We start from the raw sequence: 25,133 nt of genomic DNA on the forward strand, positions 1-25,133 counted from the left end.
TCAAGGGCCCTTAGCCCGCTTGAGGCCTCGCGCCCTGGATCGAGGTCAGCACTTCCCTGGCCGCCAAACTCGGCGTCACTGAGCGATCCCCCTTCACTGTCCAATCACCGTCGTCCTCGCGCTGGAGCAAGACCAAGAACGCTGGCGGGTCCGTACTCGCGTCCTGCTCGATCAGCTCCTGAAGAATCTCGACCGCCCCCTCCTGATCGCCGTTGACCACTAGGGCAGCAGCATGGTCATAGGCCGCGATCGATCGCTGACTCTGGTCGTCCTCCTCATTTGCTAGTTCGACCGCTTGTGATGCTTGTCGCAAGGCGTCCGGATACCTTCCTGCCAGCAGGTTCAGATGCACGACCATCGTGGCGGCTTGAGCGCGAGATTGAATCGAAAGTGCTATGAACGCCTCGGCCGCTGCCTTAGCGAAGTCTGCAGTCTCATAAAGCCTGTAGGCTTGTGCGATATGGAATTCGGCTAGATCATCACGTTGAGCCGGGGACGCAAGCTTTAGGGCGTTCATGCGGATTGCGTCGCGGTCCGGAAGTGGATAGCTATAGAAGACGGCTTCTAGCTTGCCGCCCAGTTTCGAAGCTCGCTCCGCTAATGGAACCATCGACCCATGGCTTGTTACGGTCTCCTGCGTAGCCGAACCCGACAATGCGATCCAATTCTTAACAGTCCGGCCTGCCAATGTCAGCTGCACCAGGCCGAGTGTTAGCGAACCTCCTTCTGCCGCCAGAGCTATCCCATAACCCTGTTCCGTCGCCAGATCCGGAAGCGCCTGTGACGAAGTATGACCTGTCGTCAGAGCGGCTAGGGCTTCCTCCAACTTTAGGCGAGTTTCGCTGTCGTCCTCTCCGTCTGCCGAAAGCGTCCGAACCCCGTCGATCTGGTCGAGGAGGTGCCTAATGCGGAAATGCAACTCGTCAACGAAGGACCAAGGTGTAATGTAGAGTTCGACATCGCGGCCAGCGGCGAAGTACCGGGCGTACACTTCGTCGAATTGGTCGCCTCGGAAAGTGACTCGTCCCTCGTCAACCGTAAGCAGGCCCACGTCGCTCAGTCGCTCAGCCGCGGCAGTTAAGCCCGGAAGGTCGCCAACGTAGTCCTCAAATAGCCTCGCGCGAAGCCATAGTTCTTCAACCGTTCCCTGAAATTGCGTGAGCAGCCGAAGGGCCTCAAGGTCAGACTGAGCAAGTCGGCGCAGCTCCGCTATGGACCGACGACCCGAGCCTCGCTCTTGCGTCTCTAGCTCATGTCGCACGTCGTCTAGGACGTCGACAGTGATGGACATCCTCGTGGCACGCCGCTCCTCGATGCGCCGGAACATGAAATGGCAGAGCAGCTGAATTTCGTACGGTCGCCCTCCCGACAGACGGTGCACGTCCATGTACATCATGTAATTGTCGTCCGAGAGCACTTCGGCTGGGGAGATACCCAAGCTCCGGAGAGGCTTGGTGATACATTCGATTGTGTCATTGCGGTCATCGAAGCGCGCGACCGGAACCTTCTTAAATTGGCGAATGATCGGTGAGAAGATGTCCTCCATCACGGGGAATAGGTTTGGCGTGCCAGCAAACACCAGCATGAATCCAGCAGTATTCATGAAGATGTTTCGGAGCATCTCCAGTTCAATTCGACTCGCTGCCAATACATCGCACTCGTCGAAGAGGATCACGCAGGGTCTACCCAGCTCGGTAGATATCATCTTTAGATCGGCCTTCAGTGCCGACTCCGAAAGGATGCGGCTCCCCGCGATGGCTGCAGCGTAGTGTGCAGGGAAGAGCAGCTCGCTATCGAGCCTCTCGCCAGCGTCAATAGTCCGGCGGTAGTCAAGATAGGTTTGCCCCCGAGGTCCAGCGAAGGCCCCGTGAGTCACAGCTGACAATAGGATGGAGTCGTAGACCTTATAGAAAAACGCGAGAGGATTAGTGTCACTCTCGTTCAGATCGACGCGCGCTACGACCATACCTCGAGCGGTAGCTAAGTGCTCAATCTTGTTAAGGAGGCTCGTCTTTCCTGAGGATCTTGCCCCAGTGAGGACGAGGTTGATTGGACGAGGTGCTCGCGCCGCCTGGCGAAGATAGTACTGAATCTCAGCAACTTCATTAGCGCGACCTGCAAACAATGTCTCGTCAATGACTGGATTGGCGAAGTCGTAAGGATTCCACAGGCTGTCACTATCAATCAGCTCTGCAAGTTTGACCACGCTGAACCTCTTCTCGGTCTTTGAGCGGGAGGGCACAGCTCATGCATGAACCTCCGCTGAGGTGCAAGTCAGTTTGACAGCCTGGTCGGTGCGCTAGCTAACCGACCCGCTCACGCGAGCGCCGCGCACCACGCCTGCTGGTGATCGCGAGCTCGGAAGCATGGCGAACCGTAAGGTCTTGCCGGCCGCTTCTCTGCGCGGTGCTGATGGGGCGCGTGAGCCACGCGCGAGGTGGCCAACGACGTTTGAGCCGTTGTAGAGGCGTCCAGTGGGCCGAACCTGAGCGCCCCTATCGTGGGCGTCGTCGGGGACCTCGACGCAGAGCTCGTACGGCAGCGTGGTCGCAGCGGCGTTGGCCGCCACGGTCGCGGCGCGCAGCCCCCTCCACATGCTGTGCCTTCACCACGTCCGCGCTGGGCTGACGCTTGCGAACCGACGTGCCGCTGACGTCGAACGTCGGGTCAGCCTCGCCCGAGCTCAGGCAGCGTGCCGTAGCACAGCGCTGCGGCGCCGGCGCCATCGACCTCCCAGTCGTCGGCCGCGGCACGTCCAACGCCTACGTCGGGCCGTTGCGCGGGGCCGGCGTGGGGCTTCGCGCACGGGCAGGCGTCAAGAGCCGATCACTGATGTTATCCGCCACCCACCTCTGGCCTTGAGGACCTAGACGCCCCAGCCGGCGAAGGCTCGACGCTCTAACGGTGCGGAACCCGTCACAACGAGTTGGCCGACCCGAAGTGCAAGAGGTGTGTGCCACTTGGTCATGCGGCTTCTGCAGTGCCTTCGGCTGGCCGCCAGGCGCCTCGGACCGGGTGGCCGCCAAGATCGCCCGAGAAGTCGCGGTGCGGCAGAGCTCTGGCGTCGCGGTCGCGCACTGGAGGGCGTCGAGCCAGGACGTGTGATCGGGCAGCCACTGCCCGACAGCACCGTTTCACCAACGGAAGCGCTGGCTTGGAGCAAGGAGATCCACTCGCGGTGCCTGTAGCGCGTCGGCCCGCGGACGCCCCTTATGCCGACAGAGCACGCAAGCATTCGTCACTGCCGACCGCCTGAGTCCCTCGCGCACCACACGTCGGCGTCATGGCGCCGACTGAGCCGCGACGGTCCTTACGGTCCACGCCCATGCGTACTCGCACCGCCCTGACCCTTGCTGTGCCTTTCGCCCTCATGAGCAGTCTCGGCCTCGCAGGCTGCGGCGGAGACGACGCCTCCGCTGACGCCCCGCCGTACACCGTCGTCTCTGACGAAACCCGCGGAGTGACTCGCAATCTCGTCGTGGAGGTCGACAGCATCGATGACCTGCGTGGTGTCGTCGATGCGCTCGTCACAACCTTCGACGAGGACGCTGGCTACTTCGTCTCGGTGAACTGCGCTGCTGGCGGCGCCGCTGGTGCGGACAACCGACTGGCCAATGCCCGCTACGCCCGAGGTTCCGCTGGACAGGCCGGCACCGGGCTGGGTGACGGCGAGCTCGACTACTCCGAGGTCGCTGGAGCGAGTTGCCCGGCGACTTGACCGGCGACTTGACCGGCGGGCACCGCTACACGATCCGGACTGATCAACGGCCGCCGGCTGCTCCGCCGGGTCGGTTGAGACTCGACAAGAAGGGGCCCGGTTCACGGCACCATGGAAACGCTCGACAGGCGCATGAAGCTGGGAGCCGCCGCGGCTGGCGTGGTGCTCACGGCCGGCCTTGCCGGTTGGGGTGGATCGATGATCGCCCTCAGTGGCGCTGACGCCGCGCCGGCCGCGGCTTCGAGCAGTACGGCTCAAGCTCGCCCTACCGGTGGCCCGGCGACATCCGCGCCGACAGCAAGCCCAGCGCCGACCAGTGCCATGTCAACGCAGCGACCGGCTACGCCGTCCCTCGCGCCCATGGAGGCCACGAGTGCGTCCTCATCGCCTGCCCACCGCACACGTGCCGCCCCGACCTCGAGTGCGCCGGTTCCAGCGTCCACGGCAGGTCCCCTTCTGCCTCCCACTCACCAACCGGACATCGCGTTCGTTAACCCGGGGCGTGACTCCATCAGTGACCAGTGGTACTACCGGGTCGGCTTGCAGGGGTTTCCGGCTAACACGGTGGTCGAGATCAGCGGCTATGACCACTACGGCAACGTCGTGGTGGCTCCGTTGGCGATGACGACAGTGGAGGGTTCCTGGGATCCGTTCGCCGTCAGGTTCGTGATGACCTTTGCGTACGGGGGCTCGTGTGATGAGGCGGAGCCGAGGACGGTGACCGCACGCGGCCAGGGCTTTTTCGTGACTGAGACAGTGCCGCGCCCGGCCGAGTGCGACGGAGGCACCACATCGGACGGTCCGTGGACCAGGCCGATTTCGCCCCCGACGGTGGCGGCGCCGACTTCCCCTTCCAGCTCGGGACCCAACGTGAACTGACCGGCCCCCTTGGCAGGCCTAACGCCGGACGACCGGCGGTGTGAGGCGCTTTACCCGTCCCCGTCTCCTCGCGGGCGACCTACAAGGCGGCGGCGGGCTTGGGGCGAAGGACGTAGCTGCCATCTGGCTCCGCGACCTGACCGGCAACCATCCGGGCGCCTACTGGAGGACCACTGGAGACAGTGAAGCCATCCTGCGCGGCTGTCGGGTGTCTCAGCCGGCCCTTCGGCCAACGTCCACAGGGTCACGTGAATCCACAGATCCCAGCCGCACGCCCTCGGACAGACCGCGGGGGGCTACGTCGATAGCCGAGGGGTGCACGGGCACCGGCTGAGGACGACGAGGCGGCGAGCATGGCCAGCATCTCCAGGTTGCCGAACGGCAAGTACCGGCCGCGGTACCGGGACGAGCACGGGAAGGAGCACGCCCGTCACTTCGATCGGAAGCTCGACGCCCAGCGCTGGCTGGACGAGGTGACCGCCGCCATCGTCACCGGCACCTACGTCGACCCGAGCCCCGGCGCGCAGACCTTCGCCGAGTTCTGCGCCGAGTGGTCGGCCCGGCAGGTGTGGGCGCCGGGCACCGAGGCGGCGATGGGGCTCGCGGCCCGGTCGGCCACGTTCGCGGACGTCCGGATGCGGGCACTGCGGCGCTCGCACATCGAGCAGTGGGTCAAGGCCATGGTCACCCGCGGGCTCGCCCCGGGCACCGTGCACACCCGCGCCAACAACGTCCGCGCCGTCCTCCGCGGCGCCGTCGCCGACCGGGTGATCCCCCGCGACCCCAGCGAGGGCGTCACCCTCCCCCGCCGCCGCCGCGCGGCCGCCGCCATGACCCTGCCGACGCCGGCCCAGGTCGGCGCACTCCTCCAGTCCGCCGATGACTCCTTCTGCGCCTTCGTCGGGCTGTGCGCCTTCGCCGGCCTGCGGCTCGGCGAGGCCGCCGCCGTCCGCGTGAGCGACATCGACTTCCTCCGCCGCACGCTCACCGTCGCCCGCCAGGTGCAGCGCACGACCGGCGGCGGGATCGACATCCGCGCCCCCAAGTACGGCAGCGAGCGGCAGGTCTACCTCGCCCCGTCGCTGGTCGAACTGCTCGCCCGGCACGTCGCCGCGCACTGCCCGGAGGGGTACTGGATCTTCACTGGAGAAACCGGCGAGCCCCCGCACCAGAACACGATCGGCTACCGCTGGCGCACCACGCTCAAGGCAGCGGGCCTCGCCGGGGTGAAGCTGCACGACCTCCGGCACTTCTACGCCTCAGGACTGATCGCCTCCGGCTGCGACGTCGTCACCGTCCAGCGCGCCCTCGGGCATGCCACGGCGACCACGACGCTGAACACCTACAGCCACCTGTGGCCCACCGCGGAGGACCGCACCAGGCGTGCCGCTGAGCAACTGTTCGCGGACAGTTGCGGACTCCGTGCGGACTCGGAGACCTCCACAAGTCGCTGAGCTGCGGGAACGCGCCCGGTCAGACGTTGAAGCGGAACTCCACGACGTCGCCGTCGGCCATGACGTAGTCCTTGCCCTCGATGCGCACCCAGCCGCGGGACTTGGCCTCCGCCATCGACCCGGCCTCCACGAGCTGGTCGTAGGACACGACCTCGGCCTTGATGAAGCCGCGCTGGAAGTCGGTGTGGATGACGCCGGCGGCCTGGGGCGCGGTCGCGCCGACCGGGATGGTCCAGGCCCGCGCCTCCTTCGGGCCCGCCGTCAGGTAGGTCTGCAGCCCCAGCGTCCGGAAGCCCACCTTCGCCAGCTGGTCCAGGCCCGGCTCGCTCTGGCCGATCGACTCCAGCAGCTCCGCGGCCTCATCGGCCGGCAGCTCGACGAGCTCGGACTCGGTCTTGGCGTCGAGCAGGATCGCCTCGGCCGGCGCCACGAGCTCCCGCAGCTCCGCGATGAGCGACTCGTTGGCCAGCTCGTCGGCGTCGACGTTGAACACGTACAGGAACGGCTTGGTGGTCAGCAGCGTCAGCTCGCGCAGCGGCGCGGGGTCGACGCCGGCGGCGAAGAGCGTCCGCCCGGTGTTGAGCACCTCGACGGCGGCCTGGGCCGCGGACAGCAGCGCCGCGCGCTCCTTGTCCTTGCGCGCCTCCTTCTCCAGCCGCGGGATCGCCTTCTCCAGCGTCTGCAGGTCGGCGAGGACGAGCTCGGTGTTGATCGTCTCGATGTCGTCGCGCGGGGAGACCTTGCCCTCCACGTGCACCACGTCGGGATCGGTGAACACGCGGATCACCTGGCAGATCGCGTCGCTCTCGCGGATGTTGGCGAGGAACTTGTTGCCCAGCCCCTGCCCCTCGCTGGCGCCGCGCACGATGCCGGCGATGTCGACGAACGACACCGTCGCCGGCACGACCTTCTGCGAGGAGAACAGCTCCGCCAGCCGGCCCAGCCGCTCGTCGGGCACTCCCACGACGCCGACGTTCGGCTCGATCGTGGCGAAGGGGTAGTTGGCCGCCAGGACGTCGTTCTTGGTCAGCGCGTTGAACAGCGTCGACTTGCCGACGTTGGGCAGCCCGACGATCCCGATGGTGAGACTCACGGAAACCCAGCCTACGGGCCGCGGCGCGCCCGGTCCGGATGCCCGCCGGTCCGCGCGGACCCCGTGCGAGGCTCCTCACACCCCGAGCCCCTGGAGGTCCCGTGTCCCAGGCCACGACGACGACGTCGCGGCACGCCCCCGCCCCCCTCCCCGCGCACGCCCGGGTGGTCGTGGTCGGCAGCGGGTTCTCCGGCATCGGCACCGCCGTCGCGCTGCGGCGGGCCGGCATCGACGACTTCGTCGTCCTCGAGCGCGCCGACGGGCTCGGCGGCACCTGGCGGGACAACACCTACCCCGGCGCGGCGTGCGACGTCCCGAGCCACCTCTACTCGTTCTCCTTCGCGCCGAAGAAGGACTGGTCGCACGTCTACTCGCGGCAGGCCGAGATCCGCGGGTACCTCGAGCTGGTCGCCGCCGAGCACGGCGTCCTCCCCCACCTGCACTGCGGCACCGACGTCGTCGCCGGGCGGTGGGACGACGACGCGCTGCTGTGGCGGCTGGAGACCACGCGCGGCAGCCTCACCGCCGACGTGCTGGTCAGCGGCGCCGGGTGCCTGGTGGAGCCGCACCTGCCCGAGGTCCCTGGCATCGAGACGTTCCGCGGGCCGGCGTTCCACTCCGCCCGCTGGGACCACTCGGTCGACCTCGCCGGCAAGCGGGTCGCCGTCGTGGGCACCGGTGCCTCGGCCGCGCAGTTCGTGCCCGAGCTGCAGAGGACCGCGGCGCGGGTCGTGGTCTTCCAGCGGACGCCGCCGTGGGTGATCCCGCGGGCCGACCGCGCCTACACCGAGCGCGAGCACCGGCTGCAGGCCGGCGTGCCGGGCTTCCTGCGGCTGGCCCGTGGCCTGCAGTACCTGAACAGGGAGGCCCGGCTGCGCGCGTTCATCGGCGGCGGCCGGCTGCGGTCGCTGTTCGAGAAGCAGTCGCTCGCCTTCCTGGAGCGGCAGGTCCCGGACCCGGAGCTGCGCGCCAGGCTCACGCCGGACTACGCCATCGGCTGCAAGCGGGTGATCGTCAGCGACGACTACCTGCCGGCGCTGACCCGGCCGAACGTGCAGGTGGTCGCGTCGCCGGTGGCCGAGGTCCGCCCGCACTCCGTCGTCGCGGCCGACGGCAGCGAGCACGAGGTCGACGCGATCGTCTACGGCACCGGGTTCCGGGTGATGGACATCCCGCTGGCCCACCGGCTCACCGGCCGCGAGGGCCGCACGCTGCAGGAGGAGTGGGACCGCTCCGGCGTCCAGGCCCACCGCGGCACGACCGTGGCCGGCTTCCCCAACCTGTTCCTGCTGTTCGGCCCGAACACCGTGCTCGGCCACACCTCCGTCGTCCTGATGATCGAGGCGCAGATCCGCTACGTCGTCGCGGCGCTCCGGGCGATGCGGGAGGCCGGCGCCGATGTCCTGGAGGTGCGCCGGTCGGCGCAGGAGGCCTACGACGCCCGGCTGCAGACCGAGCTCACCGACACCGTGTGGAACGCCGGCGGCTGCCGGTCCTGGTACCGCGACGAGCAGGGGCGCAACTTCACCCTGTGGCCCACCCACACCGTGACCTTCATGCGCCAGATGCGGCACTTCGACGCCGAGTCGTACGAGCTGCGCGCCGGTCGGCGCGCCACCGTCCCCGCCTGACCTCCCGGGAGCCCGCCCCATGCGCACGTCCACCACCGCCGCCGCCGGTCTCGGCCTCCTCGCCGCCGGGGCCGTCCTGGCCCGCCGCCGTCGCGCCACCCGGCCGCCCGCACCCGAGCCCGCTCCCCTGCCGCGGGGCCGCGTCCGCACGGTGCCCACCGAGGACGGCGTCGACCTGCACGTCGAGGAGTTCGGCGCGGAGCAGCCCACCGCGACGGTCGTCCTCGCCCACGGGTGGGTGCAGTCCTCCCGGCTGTGGGCCGGGCAGGTGCGCGACCTGCTGGAGGCGCGTCCCGACCTGCGGGTGGTCACCTACGACCACCGCGGCCACGGCGCCTCGGGCCCGACGCCGCGGGACCGGGCCACGATCGAGCAGCTCGGCCGCGACCTGGCGCGGGTGCTCGAGGAGGTCGCCCCCGACGGTCCGGTGGTGCTCGGCGGCCACTCGATGGGCGGCATGACGCTCATGGCCCTGGCCGAGCAGCGTCCCGAGCTGTTCGGCGACCGCGTCGTCGGGGCGGCGTTCGTGGGCACCAGCGCCGGTGAGCTGGACGCGGTGACCTTCGGGCTGCCGCGGCCGGTGGCGAGGGTCGTGCGGCGGCTGCTCCCCGCACTCAGCGAGCGGGCGGTCCGGGCCGAGCAGGCCGGCCGGCCCCGCGCCGTCGGCCCGCTCGACATGAAGCTGATCTTCGGCGCGGCCGCCGACCCCGCGGACGTCCGGGCCGCGCTGGAGGTGCACCGCGCCTGCTCCGCCGAGACGGTGGCCGCCTTCATGCCCACGTTGTCCGAGCACGACCGTGCGCAGGCCCTCGAGGCGCTGGCGGAGGTCCCGACGCTGGTGGCCGTCGGGGACGCCGACCGGCTGTGCCCGGTGGAGCACAGCCGCACGCTCGCGGCGGCGCTGCCGACGGCGGAGCTGGCCGTCTACCCGGGCGCCGGGCACATGGTGCAGATGGAGCGCCGTCCGGAGGTGAGTCGACGGCTGCTCGACCTCGTCGACCGGGCGCTCGCCGCGGCCCCTGCGCCGGTGACGTCGTGACGGGCCCCGTGGACCTGGCCGCGGTCCTGGCCACCATCGACCGGCCGTGGTCGCCGCGCACCGTGGCCGTGCTCAACGACTACGACGTCCGCGTCGTGCACACCCGCGGCGAGTTCACCCGCCACAGCCACCCCGAGACCGACGAGGTGTTCCTCGTGCTCTCCGGTTCGCTCACCATCCGCATGGACGACGGCGACGTCACCCTCGGCCCCGGCCAGCTGTACGTGGTGCCGAGGGGGACGCCGCACCAGCCGTACTCGCCGGAGGGCGCGCAGGTGCTGCTGGTGGAGCCGAGCGCGACGGTGAACACCGGCGACACCCCGAGCGAGCTCACCGCCGAGCGCCGGGTGGTCGAGCCGTAGGGGTCAGGCGGCGGGTGCGAGCGGTGTCGGGACGGTGATCTCGGTGCCGTCGGGGCGCCAGGTGCACCATCGACCGTCGGGTTGTCGCTCGACGCGGAAGCCGTGATGGACCTGGGTGTGGTGCCGCTCGCACAGCAGCGCCGAGTTGGCCAGGCTGGTCCCGCCGCCGTCGATCCAGTGCACCAGGTGATGAACGTCGGCCCAGTGGGTCGGCGCATCACAGCCGGTGAACACGCAGCCCCCGTCGCGCAGCTCGACGGCGCGGCGCAGCTGCCGGCTGACCAGCCGCCGACTGCGCCCCAGGTCCAGCGGGACCCCGTCGGGCCCGAACACCACCCGGGAGATCGCGCCGTCGCAGGCCAGCCACCGGGCCCGAGCGGCGGAGATGGTGGCCCCGAAGCCCATGGTCGCGGTGCCGGGCCCGGTGGCCGGGTCGGCCAGGTCGTCGAGATCGACCCGCACAGCCACATGGGGCTTGACGGTCCGCAGGACCGGGAGGGTGCCCGCCGCCAGGGCGTTGTCGGCCAGCTGCACGAGCGCGTCACCCTGCCGCTGAGCGCGGGTCCGCTCGTCGCCGGCCGGGCGGTCGCGCTGCACGAACGGCTCCAAGGCGGCCTGGAACTTCTCCCCGCCCACCGCGTCCAGGTGCCCGCGGAAGCTCAGCGACCCGTCGGCGTGCTTCACCGTCGTCAACGACCGGCCCTCGGTGGGGTGGGGTTCGGGTCCGTCGGGGTCGAGCGCGTCGAGGTAGCGCTGCACGACGGCCACCAGGTCACGGTGTTCGCGGTCTACCGCGACCTGTGTCAGCGCCGCGTCGATCGCCCCGAGGTCCACTTCCTGCGCGGCGGCCTTCGCGCGGCGGCGCGGGGTGACCACCCGGGCGGCCTCGGCCATCTGGGCCGCGGTCACCCAGCCGGCATCGTGGGCCTCGGCGAGGACCGGCAGGTGCTCCAGCGCCCGCCCGTTCGTGACCAGCCGGGACGCCTCCGCGAAGGCGAGCCGGCAGTGCCCGCGCAGCCACGAGGCCACCGACTTGAGCCCGTCGCGCTCGGGCGACTGCGCGAGTTCCGCGGCGCGCACCCGGCGGGCCAGAGCGGCGTCGATCCGGTTGCGCTCGGCGACGAGCGCGGCGACGTCATCGAGGACGTCACCGGCCTCCCACCCGCCCGAACACATGATCGAAGAACAGCGGAGCGAGAGCCACAGCACGACCCGGATCCCCAGGTCAGCGACTCGTCGACAGTCGTCCGCGATCCCTTGCCGAAGCCCGATCAGCCGCCCTCCGCAGCCCGGGCACGAGCGCCAGTGACACCACCAGCGACGCCAGCCCCAGCACCGCCATGGCCGGCCCGGCGGAGACGACGTCGGCCAGCCCACCGGCCAGCGCCGCACACAGCCCCTGCGCCGTCATCCGCGCCGCCGACTCCACCCCGAGCACCTGCCCCCGCAGCTCCTCGGGCGTCAGCGCGACCAGCCACTCCTGCTGCGCCAGCGAGGCCCCGTAGCCGACCGTGGCCACCCCCACCAGGAGCGCGGCCACCGGCACGTCCGGCCCGACGGCGAACGCCAGGAAGGGCGCGGCCAGCAGGACCCGCAGGGCGGTGTTGGTCCGGCGCCGTCCGGCGGGGGTGAGCACCCGCCCCACCGCCAGGTCGCCGGCCATCATCCCGAGCGCCCCGGCCGCGAGCAGCCACCCGGCCCGCTCCCCCGCGTACGGCACGAACAGCGCCTCGCACCCCACGACCAGTCCGTTGGGCAGGCACAGCGCGACCAGCAGCGTGCGGGTGTCCCGCCCCGCCAGCAGCAGCCGGTTGCCCCGCACGGTCTCGCCGAGCCCGGCCCGCGCCGGCCGCCGCGGCGGCCGCTCGGCGAGGCCGAACCGCAGCACGGGCACCGCCACGGCCGACACCAGCGCGGCGAGGACGAACACCTGCGTCGTCGAGAGCACGGTCAGCAGCACGCCGCCGGCGGCGAAGCCGACCACCTGGAACGCGCCGACTGCGACGTTCACGGTGGACCGGGCCAGCGCGAACGCCGGGGCCGGCACGATGTGCGCGAGCAGCCCCCACCGCGCGCCCGCGCCGACCGAGACCGCGAAGGCGACACCCACGACCAGCAGCAGCCGCGCCGTCGTCCCGAGCCCGGGCAGTGCCTGGAGCGCCAGCGCGGCCGTCGACACCGCCGCGACCAGCACCAGGGTGCGCCGCGGCGGACTGGCGTCGGCGGCCGACATCAGCGTCGTCGCGCCGAGGGCCTGCGCCGTCGACGGGCCGAACATCGCCACCGCCGTCAGCAGGGCCGACCCGGTCGACCGGTGCACCAGGGCGGCCAGCGCCAGCGACGACGCGGTCGAGGCCGCCGTGGTCAGCGCGCCCGCCGTCCACAGCGCGCGGAACTCGGACGAGGCGAACAGCTCCCGGTAGGTGCGCACGCCGGAACCGTCGCCCCGGCCGCGCGCGGGACCCACGGTTTCGCCTAGGGTCGAAAGGTGGGTGAGTTCATCGTCGACGCCGACGTGATGGCCCGCGCCCGCTTCGGCACCTCGCAGCTCACCGAGACGCTGGCCGGCCTGCGGATGCTCACCGGGCCGCCGGTGCCGCCGTGGCACCGCCCCTGGCACGACGCCCACGGCGCAGCCTTCCGCGACCGGCTCGACGGCGACCCGGTCGGCGCCACCCTGCTCCGCGCGGCCTTCGGGCCGACCTGGACTGCCGACTTCCTCACCGTGCCGCCCGCGGCGCCCGACCTCGCCCTCGACGAGGAGCTGGCGTTCCTCGAGTCCCTCGACGACGACGCCGTCCGCGCCGACCTCGAGGTCGCCACCGGGCCGGTCCCGCCGCCGCTGCCGACCGCCTCCGGGCTCGCCCGCACCGCTGCCGACCTGCTGCGCTGGACCTGGGAGCACACCATCCGCGCGGAGTGGCCGCGGCGGCTGCGGGTGCTGCGCGCCGACGTCGTCGCGCGGACCGCCCGGCTCAGCGGCGGCGGCTGGTCGGCCGCGCTCGACGGCATCGCCCCGGGCGTGCGCTGGCTCGAGCACGGTCGGCTGCAGGTCAACGCGAACCCCCACCCGCCACGCGACATCCGCGGCCGCGACCTGCTGTTCATCGCGGCGCACAGCCGCGGCAGCTGGGTCAGCTGGCGGCTGCCGGACACCTACGCGGTCGTCTACCCGGTCACCGGCGTGCTCGCCGCGGGCCCGGCTCCCCTACCCTGCGCGCTGGTGCGCCTGCTCGGCCGCAACCGGGCGCGGGTGCTCACCGCCCTCGACGCGCCGCGCAGCACCAGCGCCCTCGTCGCGGGGACCGGGCTGCCGCTGGGCAGCGTCGGCGGCCACCTGCGGGTGCTGCTCGACGCCGGCCTGCTCGAGCGGCGCCGGTCGGGACGCGAGGTCCTCTACTGGCGCAGCGACGCCGGCCAGGCCCTCCTCGACGCAGCGGACGGCCATTAGCGCGACAAAGGCACCTGCGGACCTACCGGGCGCCGGGACCGGGGAGCAGGCCGCGCTCGACGGCGACCATCACCGCGCGGGTGCGGTCGTCGACGCCGAGCTTGGCGAACACCCGCAGCAGGTGGGTCTTCACCGTCGCCTCGCCGATGAACAGCTCCCGGCCGATCTCGGCGTTGGTCAGCCCGCGCGCCACCCCGGCCAGCACCTCGAGCTCGCGCGCGGTCGGCGCCTCGACAGCGGGCGCGCGCAGCTGCGACACCAGCCGGGCGGCCACCGGCGGGGCGAGCACCGTCTCCCCGCGGGCGGCGGCGCGGACGGCGTCGGCGAGCTGCGGCAGCGGGGCGTCCTTGAGCAGGTATCCGGTGGCGCCGGCGGCCACCGCCCGCACGATGTCGGCGTCGGTGTCGTAGGTGGTCAGCACGAGCACCCGGACGCCGGGGTGGGCGGCGGCCAGCCGCTCGATCGCGGTGACGCCGTCCATGCGCGGCATGCGCAGGTCCATGAGCACCACGTCGGGCGACAGCTCGGCGACCCGCGCCAGCGCCTCCAGCCCGTCACCGGCCTCCCCGACGACGTCGAGGTCCTCCTGCGCCGCCAGCCAGCCGACCAGCCCACCGCGCACCACCGGGTGGTCGTCGACCACCAGCACCCTGATCACGAGCCGGGCACCCGCACCGTCACCCGCGTGCCGGAGCCCGGCGCCGAGGCGACGTCGACCTCGCCGCCGACCTGCGCCACCCGCCCGCGCAGCCCCTCCAGGCCCGAGACGGTGACCGCCGACGGGTCGAAGCCGACGCCGTCGTCCTCCACGTGCACCGACACCTGCGTGCCGACCCGCGCCAGCCGCAGCACGACCGCCGACGCGCCCGCGTGCCGCCGGACGTTGGTCAGCGCCTCCTGGGCGCCGCGCAGCAGCACGACCTCCTCGTCGGTGCGCAGCGCCGGCAGGCCGTCGAGCGCCCCGGTGTCGACCCGCACCTGCAGCCCGGTCTCGCGGGCGAACCGCGCGGCCAGCCGCTGCAGCGCCTCCACCAGCGTCGACCCGTCGAGCGCCACCGGGCGGAACGCCGCCACCACCGCGCGCGCCTCGGCGAGGTTGTCACGGGCGACGTCCTCGATCACCGCCAGCCGCTCCCGGGCGGCCGCGGGGTCGGCGGACAGCAGCGCCGCCGCCGTCTGCGCCTGCACGACGATCGACGTGTAGCCCTGCGCGAGGGTGTCGTGCACCTCCTGGGCCAGTCGCTCCCGCTCGGCCAGCACGCCCCGCTCGCGCTCGGCCGCGGCCAGCTCCGTGCGGGTCGCCTCCAGCTGCGCGATCAGCGAGGCGCGCTCCGCGCTCTGGTGCAGCACGTGGCTGATCCACAGCCCCAGGGCGAGGCTGAACGCCAGGCTGACCAGCGACTCCCGCAGGACCTCCAGCGGCGTGCCCCCCGGGTCGGTGCCGGCGACCGGCCCGATCGCGCTGGCCACGGCCAGCAGCACCGTCCAGGCGATCCCGCTGAGCCGGCCCTGCACGACGAACCACACCTGCGGGTAGGCGAGGAACAGCAGGAACAGCAGCCCCGGCGCCAGCCAGCCCAGGAACCCGAAGGAGACGACCACGACGACGAGGTGGACCAGGGCCCGGTGCGGGTGGCCGCCGGCCACGGCCGGCCCGCCGGCGAGGACGTAGGACAGCGCCAGCACCCCGAGGACGGCGAGGACCGGCCCCTGCTCGCCCGGTTCGGTCACCTCGCCGGAGAGCACGCTGACCACCGCCAGCGCCCACAGCACCGCCGAGATGACGTGCATCCCGACGACCGTGGCCCGCCACCCGCGCGCGGACAGCGGCTCGCCGCCCTCCTCGCCCCCGGTGGGGAGGAAGGCGGCGGCCAGCCGGTGCCGGAGGCTCATGCCGTGCGGCGCCAGCGGAAGGCGCGGGCGCAGACCACGAGCCCGATGATCACCCATGCGGCCAGCACGAGGGCAGTGGTCCCGTGCTCCCAGCTGCCGGCCGGCTCCACCGCGGCGGCCGAGTCGGGCAGGAACACCGAGCGCATCCCCTGCACCATCCACTTCAGCGGGAAGACCGCAGCCACCTCCTGCATCCACGGCGGCAGCTCGGAGAAGACGAAGAAGACGCCGGAGAAGAACTGCAGGACGACGGCGAAGGCGCTGATCCCGTTGCCGACCGACCGGCTGCTGCCGACCGAGGCGACCGCGATGCCGAGCACCGTGCCGGCCGCCGCCCCACCGACGGCCACCCAGGCGAAGGTCAGCCAGCGGCCGGGCTCGGTGGGCAGCGCCACGTCGAAGGCGGTCGCGGCGACGGTGAGCAGCAGCGCCAGCTGCAGGACCGTCGTCACCAGCACCTGCCCGGCCTTGCCGAGGAAGTAGCCCAGCGCCGGCGTGCCCAGCGTCTGCAGCCGGGCGAGGTCGCCGCGGTCGCGTTCCTCGGCGATCGCCGTCCCGACCGCCTGGAAGCTGGTCAGCATGATCCCGGTGGCCGCGATGCCGGCGAGGAAGTACTGCGCGAAGGGCACCCCGCCCGGCCGGTCCTCGCCCTCGAACACCGACGCGAAGATCAGCAGCATCACGACCGGGTAGGCGAAGGAGAACACCACCTGCCCCGGGTCGCGGACGAACAGGCGCAGCTCCATCGCCGTGCGGGCCAGGCCGATGGCGACGGCCGACGGCGGTGCCGGCCGGGCGGGCACCGGGGGCAGGACGGCGGTCATCGGGGGTCTCCCTCGCGGGTCGGGGCGGTGCCGACCATGGAGAGGTAGACCTCCTCCAGGCCGGGCCGGGTGACGGTCAGGCCGGGCACCTCACCGGCCGGGGAGGCGGCGAGCAGGTCGCGCAGCACCGCCGCCGGCTCGCGGGTGACCACCTCGCGGACGGCGCCGTCCTCGGTCCACCGCACGGTGGCCACCCGGCGCAGGTCGGCGCCGAGCTCGGCGGGCGGCGCCACCTCCACCAGGTGGCCCGCGGCGAGCACGCCCACCCGGTCGGCGAGCTCGGCGGCCTCGTCGAGGTAGTGGGTGGTCAGGAGCACGGTGGTGCCGCTCTCGCGCAGCCCGCGAACCAGCCCCCAGAACGACCGGCGGGCCCCCGGGTCCATGCCGGTGGTGGGCTCGTCGAGGAAGAGCAGCTCGGGACGGCCCTGGATGCCCAGCGCCACCTCCAGCCGGCGCCGCTGCCCGCCGGACAGCCGCGACACCCGGGTGCCGGCGGCCTCGGTCAGCCCGACGTCGGCGAGCAGTTCGGCGGTGGCGCGGGGGGCGCCGTGGTAGTGGGCGAAGTGGTCGAGGGTCTCGCGGACGGTGAGCGCGTTGCCGGCCCCGGTGGACTGCCCGACGACGCCGATGCGGTCGCGCCAGGCCCGCCCGGCGCGCGCGGGGTCCTCACCCAGCACGGCGACCTCGCCGCCGTCGCGCCGGCGCACCCCCTCGAGCACCTCGACCGTCGTCGTCTTGCCCGCGCCGTTCGGCCCGAGCAGGGCGAACACCTCACCGCGCCGGACGTCGAGGTCGATCCCGTCGACCACCGCCCGGTCGCCGTAGCGCTTGACCAGCCCGCGCACGCGGACCGCGTCGCCGTCGCGCGTCCCCGCCGCGGGAGCGGGCGCCGTCTGGATCGCTGTCATGGCACGAGCCTGGCGGCCCGGGGCCGGCGGCGGTACGGCCGTTCCGTGGGCCGGGCGTCCACCGGTCGGTGGACGCCCGGCCTCCCCGTCAGTCGGCCGGCGTCACCGGGAGAGCCCCTGCCAGCGCCGCACGCTCAGCGCCGCGAACACCGCGGTGAGCAGCACCGGCCAGACGACGGCGAGCAGCGTGGCGTGCTCCGTGGCCCACCCGGTGTCGGCGACCGGCACCCCGGTCAGCTCCCGGACGGCGGTGACGGTGGCCGCCACCGGGTTCCACTCCGCGAGCGTCCCGAGCCAGGCCGGCATCGAGGCGACCGGCACGAAGACGTTGGAGAGGAAGGCGAAGGGCCACACCAGGATCTGCACGGCCGTGACCAGCGACGGGTCCCGGGCCAGCAGCCCCAGCCAGATGCCGACCCACAGGAAGCCGACGCGCAGGAGCAGCAGCAGGCCGAGCGCCGCGACCAGCCCCGGGCCCACCGGCGGCCGCCACCCGATCGGCAGCCCGGCCAGCACGACGGCGGCCAGGGCAGCGACCGAGGAGAGGAGGTCGGCCAGGCAGCGGCCGGCCACGACCGCCGACGGCGCCATCGGCAGCGCCCGGAACCGGTCGGTGACGCCGCGCTGGGTGTCGGTGACGACGGCGGTCATCGTCCCCTCGAGCCCGAACAGCATGACCAGCGCGAGCATCCCCGGGACCATGAAGTCGCGGTAGCTGCCGCCGGGCACGGGGATCCCGCCGCCGAGCAGGTACACGAAGACCACCATCAGCAGGACGGGGAACAGCAGGTTCACCAGCAGCACCGACGGCTGCCGCCGCCAGTGCGCGACGTCGCGGCCGGCGACGGTGAACGCGTCGGTGACCGCCCAGCGCAGCCGCCCGCCGGTCTCCTCGACGACCGCGGTCACGCCGGCACCTCCTCGCCCAGGCGGGACCGGCCGGTGATGCGCAGGTAGGCCTCGTCGAGCGTGGCCGGCCGCAGCACCAGGTCCGCGACGTCGATCCCGGCCCCGTCGAGGGCGCGGACCACGTCGCCGACGACGCCGGCCCGCCGCGAGACGGGCACGGTCACCCGCACCCCCTCGTCCCGCGCGTCCGGGACGGGCGGCCCCGCGGCCACCCGCTCGGCCAGCGCCGCGGCCTCCGCCGCGCGGGCCGCGTCGGTGACGACCAGCTCGAGGCGGTCGCCGCCGATGGCCGCGGTCAGCTCCCGCGGGGTGCCCGACGCGACCACCCGGCCGGCGTCGAGCACGTGCACCCGGTCGGCCAGCCGCTCGGCCTCCTCCAGGTACTGGGTGGTGAGCAGCACCGTCGTCCCCCGGGCGACCAGGTCGCGCACCGCGTCCCACACGTCCCGCCGCCCGGCCGGGTCCAGGCCCGTGGTCGGCTCGTCGAGGAACAGCACCTCCGGGGCGAGCACCAGCGCCGCGGCGACGTCCAGCCGGCGCCGCATGCCGCCGGAGAACTCCCGGACCGGCTGTGCCCCGGTGTCGGGCAGCCCGACCTGCGCCAGCAGCTCGCCGGCGCGCCGCCGGGCGGCGGCCCGGTCGAGGTGGTGCAGCCGCCCGAACAGCACGAGGTTCTCCCGGGCGCCGAGCACCTCGTCGACCGCGGGCTGCTGGCCGACCACGCCGATCCGGCGGCGCACCTCGCGTGGCCGGGCGACGACGTCGACGCCGGCGACCTCGACCCGCCCGCCGTCGGGCCGCAACAGCGTGGTCGCGATGCGCACCGCCGTCGTCTTGCCGGCGCCGTTGGGTCCCAGCAGCGCGCACACCGAACCGGGCTCGACGTCGAGGTCCACCCCGTCGAGGACCACCCGTCCCCCGTACCCCTTGACCAGTCCCCGGATCCGCACCCAAGCTCCCACCACTACCTCCGTACGCCGTACGAGATCGTCGAGCGACCGCCACCGTACGCCGTACGGAGACGGTCGGGCAAGCAGGTGGAGGAGGCTGCAGCCATGGCGACCGAGTCCGCGACCGGCGGCGACCCCGCCCGCACCATGGCCCTGCTCTGGCGGGCCCCGGCCGAGCCCGGGCGCCGTCCCGGCCCGCGCCCCGGGCTCGACGTCGACCGGATCGTGGCCGCCGCGGTGGAGCTGGCCGACCGCGAGGGACTCGCCGCGGTGACCATGCGCCGGCTGGCGACCGAGCTGGGGGTCGGCGCGATGACGCTGTACACGCACGTGCCGGGCAAGGGCGAGCTGGTCGACCTGATGTACGACGCCGTGCTCGGCGAGGTCCCGCCCGGGCCGCCGGCCGGGGACTGGCGGGACCGGCTGACCGCCGTCGCGCGGGCCACCTGGGACCTCTACGTCCGGCACCCGTGGGCCGCCTCGGTGGGCACCGGCCGGCCGGTCCTGGGACCGAACCTGATGCGCAAGTACGAGGCGGAGCTGGCCGCCGTCGACGGCCTGGGCCTGTCCGAGGTGGAGATGGAGCTGGTGCTCACGCTCGTGGGCGGCTTCGTCCGCGGCACGGTCGGCGGACTGCACCACAAGGCCGCGGCCGAGCAGGAGTCCGGGCTGACCGAGGACGAGTGGTGGGCGGCCACCGAGCCCTACGTGGAGCAGGTGTTCGACCCCGAGCGGTACCCCACAGCGGCGCGGGTGGGGCCGGTGGCCGGGGCGGAGCTGGGCGGCTACGCCCCCGAGCGGTCGTTCGAGTTCGGGCTGGCGCGGCTGCTCGACGGGATCGCGGTGCTCGTCGAGCGCCGGCCTCAGGAGCCCGAGCCGAGCACCGGCCGGCCGGCCAGCGCGCCGACCACCTCGACGGCGGGACCCCAGTAGCGCTGGTAGTGGTACGGGTCGGCGTTGCGCTGGGTGCGGTGCGCGGCGATGGTCGGCGGCAGCGCGCGCCAGCCAGGGACCTCCTGCAACGCCAGGAAGAAGTTCGTGGCGCTGGTCGCCGGGTCCATCCGGTCGGCGTAGGAGCCCCACGCCCCGTTGTCGCGCTGCTGGAACAGCCCACGGGAGTCCGGACCGGCGGCGTCCCCGTGGTCGAGGACGCGCAGCGAGGACTCGCCCATCGCCGTCATGACCCCGATGACCTGCGCGCAGGTGTCCAGCCCCAGGTCGGCGGCGGCGTTGACGATCGCCGCCGCGTTGACCAGCTGCTCCCCCGCGTACCCGGCGACCGGGCCCGCGGGCACCGCGGCCGGGTCGATCCGCACCGCCGGCTCCGCCGCCGCGCACTCCGCCGAGGGCGGGGACTCACCGGCGGTCTGCCAGGTCACCAGCACCGCCCCCAGCGCCAGCAGGACGACGGCGAGCAGCACGAGGACGACACGCGGCCGCGTGGTCGCGGGGCCCGGCGGCTCCCCCTCTCCGGTCGGCGGCACACCCGGCCCAACGCGCGGCGGCCCGGCAGGGTCCCCGGGACTACTGGACCGGCGCGTCCGGGGGCGGCAACTGGACGCGCAGCTGCTCGTCGACGGAGGTCACGCCCGGGACGGCGAGCAGCGCCGGCCGGGCCGCGACCGGCGCCTCGCCCGTGATCAGCCCGAGGGTGCCCAGCACCCGGTCGACGTGCATGCCCGAGTCGCGCAGTGCCCGGGCCACCGAGTCGAGGTCGGCCAGGTGCCCGTCGTCGACGGTCACGCTGAACCGCGCCAGCGGGGTGTCCACGGCGGGAGGCTACGCCGCTCCAGGCCGCCCCGAGCCGTCCCGTGCCCCCGACCGGGCGAGGTGTCATGGAGGCGATCCGCCGGGTGACGACCTGCTGCGTGCGCGGGCCCCGGCGCGCCGTGACCGGCGCCGCCGTCGTGTCGGCGACTAGGCAGGACGGGCCGCTGCACGGCCGGACGACGAGGAGGTCCCGATGACCGACGGTGCCGAGCAGATCAGGACGCTGGTCCGGCGGCTCGAGGACGCGATGAACACCCGCCGGCTGGACCTGCTCGACGACGTCCTCGCCCCGGACGTCGTCCGGCACTCCCAGGCGACCCCGCACCTCTCGATCAGCGACCGTGGACAGTTCAAGGACTTCCTGCGGCAGGACGCCGAGACCTTCCCGGACAACGTGCAGACGTTCACGCAGGTCCTGGTGGACGGCGACCGGGCCGCCGTGTGGGCGACCTACGAGGGCACCCAGACCGGGCCGATGGGGCCCTTCCCGCCGTCGGGCAAGAAGGCACGGTTCGACTTCGCCGGCGTCTTCCGCGTCGAGGACGGCAGGATCGCGGAGATGTGGTTGGTCTGGGACAACGTCACGGTGCTGTCCCAGCTGGGTCACCTCCCGGGCTGACCTCCGGACCGGGCGGGGTCGACCACCGGGCTCCCGACGAGACCCGCGTCCACGCCGACTCAGGCCGTCCCGGCGCCCTCCTGCGGCGCGAGCACCAGCCCGCTGCCGACGTCGACCGACGGCTCGGGCAGCCGCCGGGCGGCCTGGGTGAGGGTGGCCCACAGCTCGTAGCCGCGCCGGCCGGTCGCCTCGGCCCACAGGGCGGCCAGACCGGCGACGTGCGGCGTGGCCATGCTGGTGCCGCTGATCGTCTCGTAGCGGGCCGGCATGGGCCAGGTCGAGAGCACGTCCACGCCGGGGCCGGCGACGTCGACCTCGCCGCCGGGAGCGGCCAGGCTGCGGGCGGAGAACCAGGCGGTGGCCAGGCGGGGGTCGAGCGCGCCGACGGCGACGATCTCGACGCTGTTGGCCGGGGCGCCGACGAAGCCGTACTCGCCGTTCTCGCGGTCGGCGTTGTTGCCGGCCGCGACGATGACCAGCGACCCCTGCTGCAGCGCCCGCCGGCCGGCGGCCGAGTAGGGCGGGTGGGCCTCGGCCACGTCGGCGCCCAGGGACATCGAGACGACGGCGCAGCCGTTGGCCACCGCCCAGTCGATGCCGGCCAGGATGCCGCCGTCCTCGCCGCTGCCCTCGTCGCTGAGCACCTTGCCGACGTAGAGCTCGGCCTCCGACGCGATGCCGTACCGCGGCCCGGCCGGGGGCACCCGCGGGCCGCAGGCCGTGCCGGCGCAGTGCGTGCCGTGGCCGTGCCCGTCCTGCGCACTGGTCACCCCGGCCACGAAGGACTCCGCGGTGACCGTGCGGCCGGCGAAGTCGGGGTGGGCGAGGTCGAGGCCGGTGTCGAGGACGGCGACCCGGATCCCGCGGCCGGTGAACGGCGAGGTCGGAGCCTGGACGGCCTGCACGCCCCAGGTGGCCGCGGCGGTGTCCTCGAACGGCGGCGGCGCGGGCGCGGCACCGTCCCCGCCGCCGGTGCCGACCAGCCGGCCGGCGAGGTCGTCGACGCCGTCGCGGTAGCCGCGGACGTAGGCGTCGTCGGGCAGGACGTGGTGGACCAGCTCGGGCGACACCGACAGCACCGGCCGGCGCAGCGCGCTCACCCGCTCGGGCGGGGCGGCGACCACGGCGATGCCGAGCCGGGCGAACACGGTGGCCCCGGCCTCGCGGAGGGCCTGGGCAGGCACCTGGCCGGCGGTGAAGTCCCGGGAGTCGGCGACGTCGGAGATCCCGGCGGCCGACCAGTCCACCGGCTCGTCGGCCGTATCGGCGAAGACCACCACCTGGCGGCCGGTGGCGCGCACCCGCCGGCGCGGGCGCGGGTGTGCGGGCACGGACGGATCGATCACGGTTCCCCCTGGTCGGCGGCGCGGGCGGGCAGCCCGGCGGTGCGGGCAGTCTCCTGCGGAGGACCGACAGGCGCACGCGGACACCGCTCGACGGCCGCGTCCGAAAGCCGCCAGTGCCCGCCCCTGCGCGGTGTCATGCTCGATGCCGTGACCGCCTCTCTCGACGCCGAGCGCTGCTACCGCGCGGTGGCCAGCCGGGACGCCCGCTTCGACGGCTGGTTCTTCACCGCGGTCCGCACCACCGGCATCTACTGCCGGCCCTCCTGCCCGGCCCGCACGCCCGCGGCGGCCAACGTGACCTTCTTCGGCACCGCGGCCGGCGCGCAGGCGGCCGGCTTCCGCGCCTGCCGGCGCTGCCGTCCCGACGCCGTCCCCGGCTCCCCGGAGTGGGACGTGCGCGCCGACGTCGTCGCCCGGGCCATGCGGCTGATCGCCGACGGCGAGGTCGAGCGGGCCGGCGTCCCCGGGCTGGCGGCGCGGCTGGGCTACTCCGAGCGCCAGGTGCACCGGCTGCTGGTCGGCGAGCTCGGCGTCGGGCCGCTCGCCGTCGCCCGCGCCCAGCGCGCGCAGACCGCCCGGGTGCTCATCGAGACCACCGACCTGCCGATGGCCGACGTCGCCTTCGCCGCGGGGTTCGCCAGCATCCGGCAGTTCAACGACACCGTCCGCGAGGTCTTCGCCTGCACCCCCACCGAGCTGCGCAGCCGCCGGCGCGGCAGCGACGGCGGCACGCCGGGCTGGCTGACCCTCCGGCTGGCCGCGCGGGCCCCGTTCGACGCGGCCGAGGTGCTGCTGTTCCTGGGCGCGCACGCCGTGCCCGGACTCGAGGAGTGGGACGGGACGACGTTCTCCCGCGTCCTCGACCTGCCCGGCGGCCCCGGCGTCGTCCGGCTCTCCCCGGCGCCCGACGGCGGGCCGGCGGTGACCGCCCGGCTGCTGCTCACCGACCTGCGCGACCTGCGCGCGGCCGTCCCCCGCTGCCGGCGGCTGCTCGACCTCGACGCCGACCCCGCCGCCGTCGACGACGTCCTCGGTGCCGACCCCGCGCTGGCGCCGCTGGTCGCCGGCGCCCCCGGCCGCCGGGTGCCGGCCTCCCCCGGCGCCCCGGAGACGGCGGCGCGCGCGGTCCTCGGCCAGCAGGTGTCGGTGGCCGGCGCCCGGACGCTGACCGCGCGGGTGCTGGCGCTGGCCGGCACGCCGCTGGCCGAGCCGGTCGGCACGCTCACCCACGCCTTCCCGCGGCTGGAGGCGCTCGCCGCGGCCGACCTGTCCGCCGTCGGGCTGACCGGCGCCCGCAGCCGGACCCTCACCGGGCTGGCCGCGGCGCTGGCCGAGGGCCGGGTGGCCCTCGACCCCGGCTGCGACCGCGAGGAGGCCGTCCGCGACCTGCTCGCCCTGCCCGGCATCGGCCCGTGGACGGCGGCGGTGGTGGCGATGCGCGGCCTCGGCGACCCCGACGTCTGGCTCCCCGGCGACCTCGCGCTGCGCCGCTCGCTGGCCGCCCTGGGCAGCTCCGACGCCGACGCCGCGACCCGCTGGCGGCCGTGGCGCTCCTACGCCGTCATGCACCTCTGGTCGCTCTCGGCGCCGTCCCTCTTCTCCCGCTCCCCCGCCCCACTCCCCCTCCCCGATCGGAGTGCGTCATGACCGAGTCCGCCCGCTACGCCACCGTCGCCACCCCGCCCGGCCCGTTCACCGTCGTCGTCACCCCCGGCCCCGACGGCGGCGACGTGGTCCTGGCCGCCGGCTGGACCGGCGACGTCGCCGAGCTGCTGCCCGTCGTCCACCGCACGCTGCGGCCGACCTGGGTCGAGCGGGTGGAGCACCTGCCGGTCCTCGACGCCGTCGAGGCGCACGCCGCCGGCGACCTCGGCGCCATCGACGACGTCCCGGTGCGGCAGCGCTCCGGGCCGTTCCTCGAGGACGCCTGGGACGTGCTGCGCACCGTCCCCGCCGGGCAGCCCGACACCTACGCCGCGTTCGCCGCCCGCTGCGGCCGGCCCGCCGCGGTGCGCGCCGCGGCCAACGCCTGCGCCCGCAACGCCGCCGCGCTGTTCGTGCCCTGCCACCGGGTGCTCGGCTCCGACGGCGGCCTCGGCGGCTTCCGCTGGGGCACCCCGGTCAAGCGCTGGCTGCTCGACCACGAGGCGGAGCACGCCCCCGTCCCCGCGTAGACGGAGATGCCTCTGTGGGGGGGGGGGGGGGGGGGGGGGGGGGGGGGGGGGGGGGGGGGGGGGGGGGGGGGGGGGGGGGGGGGGGGGGGGGGGGGGGGGGGGGGGGGGGGGGG

At 73.7% G+C, this 25,133-nt stretch carries 23 protein-coding genes; 10 read left to right on the plus strand and 13 right to left on the minus strand.

Features of this window, described 5'->3' with window-relative positions; translation table 11 throughout:
* Positions 1-10: 10 nt before the first annotated feature.
* Complete coding sequence (locus tag ACI78U_RS15280; protein ID WP_456876183.1) at positions 11-2,242, minus strand: ATP-binding protein; 2,232 nt, start codon at positions 2,240-2,242, stop codon at positions 11-13.
* A 1,083-nt stretch (positions 2,243-3,325) separates the two neighbouring features.
* On the opposite strand from ACI78U_RS15280, the gene ACI78U_RS15285 reads away from it, so the two are divergent.
* Together ACI78U_RS15285 and ACI78U_RS15290 are read left to right on the plus strand one after the other, a co-directional pair.
* Positions 3,326-3,718 (plus strand): hypothetical protein, encoded by a 393-nt coding sequence (locus ACI78U_RS15285; RefSeq protein WP_456876184.1) that lies wholly within the window; start codon positions 3,326-3,328, stop codon positions 3,716-3,718.
* A 1,232-nt stretch (positions 3,719-4,950) separates the two neighbouring features.
* Positions 4,951-6,051: a tyrosine-type recombinase/integrase gene (locus tag ACI78U_RS15290; RefSeq protein ID WP_456876185.1), complete on the plus strand. Its 1,101-nt coding sequence runs from the start codon at positions 4,951-4,953 to the stop codon at positions 6,049-6,051.
* 19 nt (positions 6,052-6,070) lie between these two features.
* Here ACI78U_RS15290 and ychF read toward each other — a convergent pair whose 3' ends face one another.
* Positions 6,071-7,144: a redox-regulated ATPase YchF gene (ychF, locus tag ACI78U_RS15295; protein WP_456876186.1), complete on the minus strand. Its 1,074-nt coding sequence runs from the start codon at positions 7,142-7,144 to the stop codon at positions 6,071-6,073.
* 101 nt (positions 7,145-7,245) lie between these two features.
* Between ychF and ACI78U_RS15300 the strand changes: the two genes are divergently transcribed.
* From ACI78U_RS15300 to ACI78U_RS15310, 3 genes are read left to right on the plus strand one after another with little or no spacing between them, the layout of a single operon-like run.
* A complete protein-coding gene (locus ACI78U_RS15300) occupies positions 7,246-8,775 on the plus strand; it encodes a flavin-containing monooxygenase (protein ID WP_456876187.1) in 1,530 nt (509 codons plus the stop codon).
* Between the two features lie 19 nt (positions 8,776-8,794).
* Complete coding sequence (locus ACI78U_RS15305) at positions 8,795-9,814, plus strand: alpha/beta fold hydrolase (RefSeq protein ID WP_456876188.1); 1,020 nt, start codon at positions 8,795-8,797, stop codon at positions 9,812-9,814.
* Positions 9,811-10,176, plus strand: coding sequence for a cupin domain-containing protein (locus tag ACI78U_RS15310; RefSeq protein WP_456876189.1), 366 nt, complete (start codon positions 9,811-9,813; stop codon positions 10,174-10,176). The genes ACI78U_RS15305 and ACI78U_RS15310 overlap by 4 nt, the downstream gene beginning before the upstream one ends.
* Before the next feature lie 3 nt (positions 10,177-10,179).
* Here the strand turns inward: ACI78U_RS15310 and ACI78U_RS15315 are convergent, their stop codons facing one another.
* Positions 10,180-11,352: a DUF222 domain-containing protein gene (locus ACI78U_RS15315; protein ID WP_456876190.1), complete on the minus strand. Its 1,173-nt coding sequence runs from the start codon at positions 11,350-11,352 to the stop codon at positions 10,180-10,182.
* Between the two features lie 49 nt (positions 11,353-11,401).
* Complete coding sequence (locus tag ACI78U_RS15320) at positions 11,402-12,607, minus strand: MFS transporter (protein ID WP_456876191.1); 1,206 nt, start codon at positions 12,605-12,607, stop codon at positions 11,402-11,404.
* A gap of 57 nt (positions 12,608-12,664) precedes the next feature.
* Between ACI78U_RS15320 and ACI78U_RS15325 the strand changes: the two genes are divergently transcribed.
* Complete coding sequence (locus ACI78U_RS15325; RefSeq protein WP_456876192.1) at positions 12,665-13,627, plus strand: helix-turn-helix domain-containing protein; 963 nt, start codon at positions 12,665-12,667, stop codon at positions 13,625-13,627.
* Positions 13,628-13,649: 22 nt separating this feature from the next.
* On the opposite strand, the gene ACI78U_RS15330 is transcribed toward ACI78U_RS15325, so the two are convergent.
* The 6 genes from ACI78U_RS15330 to ACI78U_RS15355 form a co-directional block, all read right to left on the minus strand.
* Positions 13,650-14,285 (minus strand): response regulator, encoded by a 636-nt coding sequence (locus tag ACI78U_RS15330; protein WP_456876193.1) that lies wholly within the window; start codon positions 14,283-14,285, stop codon positions 13,650-13,652.
* Positions 14,282-15,520, minus strand: a complete 1,239-nt coding sequence (locus tag ACI78U_RS15335; RefSeq protein WP_456876194.1) for a sensor histidine kinase — start codon at positions 15,518-15,520, stop codon at positions 14,282-14,284. The genes ACI78U_RS15330 and ACI78U_RS15335 overlap by 4 nt, the downstream gene beginning before the upstream one ends.
* Entirely contained in the window at positions 15,517-16,344 is an 828-nt protein-coding gene (locus tag ACI78U_RS15340; RefSeq protein WP_456876195.1) for an ABC transporter permease, read from the minus strand. Before ACI78U_RS15340 ends, ACI78U_RS15335 begins: the two co-directional genes overlap by 4 nt.
* Complete coding sequence (locus ACI78U_RS15345) at positions 16,341-17,252, minus strand: ABC transporter ATP-binding protein (protein ID WP_456876196.1); 912 nt, start codon at positions 17,250-17,252, stop codon at positions 16,341-16,343. Before ACI78U_RS15345 ends, ACI78U_RS15340 begins: the two co-directional genes overlap by 4 nt.
* A 102-nt stretch (positions 17,253-17,354) precedes the next feature.
* Complete coding sequence (locus tag ACI78U_RS15350) at positions 17,355-18,161, minus strand: ABC transporter permease (RefSeq protein ID WP_456876197.1); 807 nt, start codon at positions 18,159-18,161, stop codon at positions 17,355-17,357.
* The gene (locus ACI78U_RS15355; RefSeq protein WP_456876198.1) at positions 18,158-19,111 is read right to left on the minus strand and encodes an ABC transporter ATP-binding protein; all 954 of its coding nucleotides are present in this window, start codon (positions 19,109-19,111) and stop codon (positions 18,158-18,160) included. The genes ACI78U_RS15350 and ACI78U_RS15355 overlap by 4 nt, the downstream gene beginning before the upstream one ends.
* A 105-nt stretch (positions 19,112-19,216) precedes the next feature.
* Here ACI78U_RS15355 and ACI78U_RS15360 point away from each other — a divergent pair, with 105 nt between their 5' ends.
* Positions 19,217-20,044 carry a TetR/AcrR family transcriptional regulator gene (locus ACI78U_RS15360; RefSeq protein WP_456876199.1) on the plus strand — a complete coding sequence of 276 codons (828 nt, stop codon included), beginning with the start codon at positions 19,217-19,219 and terminating at the stop codon, positions 20,042-20,044.
* On the opposite strand, the gene ACI78U_RS15365 is transcribed toward ACI78U_RS15360, so the two are convergent.
* On the minus strand, positions 19,975-20,532 hold the full coding sequence (locus ACI78U_RS15365) for a hypothetical protein (protein WP_456876200.1): 558 nt from the start codon (positions 20,530-20,532) through the stop codon (positions 19,975-19,977). The two genes, ACI78U_RS15360 and ACI78U_RS15365, sit on opposite strands and share 70 nt — an antisense overlap.
* A gap of 103 nt (positions 20,533-20,635) precedes the next feature.
* A complete protein-coding gene (locus tag ACI78U_RS15370; protein ID WP_456876201.1) occupies positions 20,636-20,881 on the minus strand; it encodes a hypothetical protein in 246 nt (81 codons plus the stop codon).
* 193 nt (positions 20,882-21,074) lie between these two features.
* On the opposite strand from ACI78U_RS15370, the gene ACI78U_RS15375 reads away from it, so the two are divergent.
* Positions 21,075-21,500, plus strand: a complete 426-nt coding sequence (locus ACI78U_RS15375) for an ester cyclase (protein ID WP_456876202.1) — start codon at positions 21,075-21,077, stop codon at positions 21,498-21,500.
* Positions 21,501-21,559: 59 nt separating this feature from the next.
* Here the strand turns inward: ACI78U_RS15375 and ACI78U_RS15380 are convergent, their stop codons facing one another.
* Positions 21,560-22,846, minus strand: coding sequence for a S8 family serine peptidase (locus ACI78U_RS15380; RefSeq protein WP_456876203.1), 1,287 nt, complete (start codon positions 22,844-22,846; stop codon positions 21,560-21,562).
* 147 nt (positions 22,847-22,993) lie between these two features.
* On the opposite strand from ACI78U_RS15380, the gene ACI78U_RS15385 reads away from it, so the two are divergent.
* Both ACI78U_RS15385 and ACI78U_RS15390 read left to right on the plus strand, forming a co-directional pair.
* Positions 22,994-24,493 (plus strand): AlkA N-terminal domain-containing protein, encoded by a 1,500-nt coding sequence (locus ACI78U_RS15385; protein WP_456876204.1) that lies wholly within the window; start codon positions 22,994-22,996, stop codon positions 24,491-24,493.
* Positions 24,490-25,020: a methylated-DNA--[protein]-cysteine S-methyltransferase gene (locus ACI78U_RS15390; protein ID WP_456876205.1), complete on the plus strand. Its 531-nt coding sequence runs from the start codon at positions 24,490-24,492 to the stop codon at positions 25,018-25,020. Before ACI78U_RS15385 ends, ACI78U_RS15390 begins: the two co-directional genes overlap by 4 nt.
* Positions 25,021-25,133 lie beyond the last annotated feature (113 nt).

Source organism: Geodermatophilus sp. SYSU D00710, assembly GCF_054050195.1.